Raw genomic sequence first — 2542 nt, forward strand, 5'->3', positions numbered from 1 at the left:
GCGGGGGGATTTTGCGGCGGGGGCGCCGTCGCGGTGCCATCGCCCTTCAGGCTGTTGTTGCTCAGGATATCCACCACGCGGGCGCGACGCGGGTGATCCGGTGGGCAGAGCGTGAGGAACTTCTCGTAGTGCTTCTCGCTCTTGGCCCGGTCATTGAGCTTCGCGTAGAGCACCCCCAGCATCAGGTGGCACTCGGGAACCTTCGGAGCAATCCGCGCGCAGTCCTCGGCGAGCAACAGCGCGCCGCGCTGGTCCTGGTCCTTGTTCAGCCGGTTGACCTCCGTCTGAATCTGGTTGATCAGCGTCTTGTCCTTCTCGAAGTCGGCGGCGGTCTTGCCCTTCAGAATCCCCGACGCGGTCTGGGCCGTCTTGTCCGGGGGTTCCACGGCGCTCTGGGCATCCTCGACCTTCTGCTTCACCGTCGCGTAGCGGGTGACGAAGGCCACGGTGTTCGCCGGGAAGCCCTTGAGGGCAGTGGCCGCATCCTTGGGCTGGCTGCTTTGGAGTGCAGTCTCGGCGTCATCCAATTGCTTCTTGGCCTTGTCCTCGGTGCTCAGCTTCTTCTCGAGCTCCTTGGTCTTCACGGCCGGGTAGGTCTTCACCTGCTGCAGCGATGCCAGTACTTCGCGAGCCTTGTCGAGCTCCGCGGCCGTGAGCGCGCGGTCGAAATCCTGCTCCAGCGCCTTCGTGTCGACGGCGGGAGGTTCCGGGGGCTTCTCAGGCGTCGCGGGCGGGTTCGCGGCCACGGTCTCCGGGGACTTCGTGTCCGGGGGCTTTGTCTGCGGCGGCGGCTCCGGGATGGGCTTCGGATCCGCGACGACCACGGGAGGCGTGTCGTCCGGCGGCTTGGGCAACAGGTCCTGGCCCTTCACCACGAAGAGCGCCGCGCCCGCGCCAATGGACAGGAACGCGATGACCGCGGCCACCCACATCTTCTTGGAGCCGGAGCGGCCCTGCGCGGCGATGTCGTCTTCCAGCGAGCCGGGTCCCACGAAGCGCAGCTTCACGTGGCCCATCTCGATGATGTCACCGTGGGAGAGCGTCGCCTGGGCGTAGCTCTCGCCGTTGACCGTCATCCCGTTGGCCGACTGCATGTCGATGACGCGCCACTCGCCGGTCTCCTCGCGCACGACCTTCGCGTGCGTGCGGGACAGCGAGCGGTGGTCCATGGCCACGTCATTCTCCGACGTGCGGCCGATCCGCAGCTCCGTGCGGTTGCAGTCGTACTCCTGGCCCTTGAACTCGGCGGGGGCGAGCACCACCAGCCGGGGCTGCTCGTCCTCGGGCACGCGCTCCACGCGCCGGGGCCGGTCCGCCTCCATCTGGTCCATGCGGATGATGGACGTGGCGTTGCGGCGCGCCTCCGCGGACACGGGCGTGTGCTCGTGCTCGTCTTCGGAGTCGTCGTCCTCCTCGTCCTCACCATCCACCATGGTGTCGCGGGGACGGGGACCTCCAGCGACCGCGTCCTCGTCGTCCTCCTCCTCGGGCTCCGGCTCCGGCCGGCGGGAGGCGGGCACCTTGGCGGTGATGGCGCCAGTGGGGGCGGCGGCGTTGGCCGCGCCCTCGACCTGCAACGCCAGATCGTAGTCACCGATCTGGATGAGGTCGCCCTCCTTGAGAGGGAGCTGTCCTGCGACGCGCTCGCCGTTGATCCGGGTGCCGTTGTAGCTCCCCAGGTCTTCGAGCACGACGTGGCCATTGAGGCGCACGAGCCGGGCGTGTCGACGTGACACGTTCCGCTCGGTCAGGCGGATGGTGTTCCCCTCCTGACGTCCAATGGTGATTTCGTCGCGCACGAAGGGAACAACGGTCTTGCGCCCCTCGTCGTCTTCGATGATGAGCTTCAGCACGGGTCCGGTCCGAGTACAGCTATAGCAGAATGCCCTTTGCCGAGACAAGCCATGTATCCCCCGAGAACAACAGGGTTTTTCGCCCATCCCAGGGTCAGGAATGCACTGTTGTCCATCGGTCGATTGGCCGGAAAGGGTGGGGAGGGCAGGATACCGGGGCTCACGATAGCGCTGATCGCGGCGCAGGCCATTCTGTACACCATGGTGGCGCCCGGAGGCCCACCCGGAGTGGATGCGCTGATCCACTGGGGGGCGAAGTCCGGCCCCCTGGTGACGGACGCGGGGCAGGGCTGGCGGCTTTTGTCGGCCAACCTCCTGCACCGGGACGCCCTGCACCTGGGCCTCAACCTGCTGGTGTTCGCGGGGGTGGGCACGGCGGTGGAGCGCTCGTGCCGGTGGTGGGACTACGTGGCGCTGCTCATCGTGTCCGGGCTGGCGACGATGGCGGGCTCGCTCTGGTGGTCTCCGACGGTGAGCGTGGGCGCGTCCGGTTGGGTGTTCGGGTGCGTGGGGGCGCTGCTGGTGCTGGGGCGTCGCGCCCGGACCGGGGCGAAAGGCGCGCGCATGGGGTGGTTCTCCGGGGAGAACGCGCTGCCCACGGTGCTTGTCTTCCTGTGGCTCGGCTGGACGAGCGTGGGCGTGGACAACGCGGGGCACATGGGCGGGCTGATGGCGGGGCTGCTCGTGGG

General features: G+C 68.1%; 2 protein-coding genes. One reads left to right on the top strand and one right to left on the bottom strand.

The features are described 5' to 3' along the window. On the bottom strand, positions 1–1853 hold a 1853-nt coding region (locus tag D7X99_RS41715), incomplete at its 3' end, for an FHA domain-containing protein (protein ID WP_121782562.1). Positions 1854–2081: 228 nt separating this feature from the next. Between D7X99_RS41715 and D7X99_RS41720 the strand changes: the two genes are divergently transcribed. Beyond that, positions 2082–2542, top strand: a 461-nt coding sequence (locus D7X99_RS41720) for a rhomboid family intramembrane serine protease (protein WP_304998010.1), incomplete at its 3' end; no start/stop codon positions are given.

The sequence above is a fragment of the Corallococcus sp. AB032C genome (assembly GCF_003668935.1).
In the GTDB taxonomy this organism is placed as follows: Bacteria; Myxococcota; Myxococcia; order Myxococcales; family Myxococcaceae; genus Corallococcus; species Corallococcus exiguus.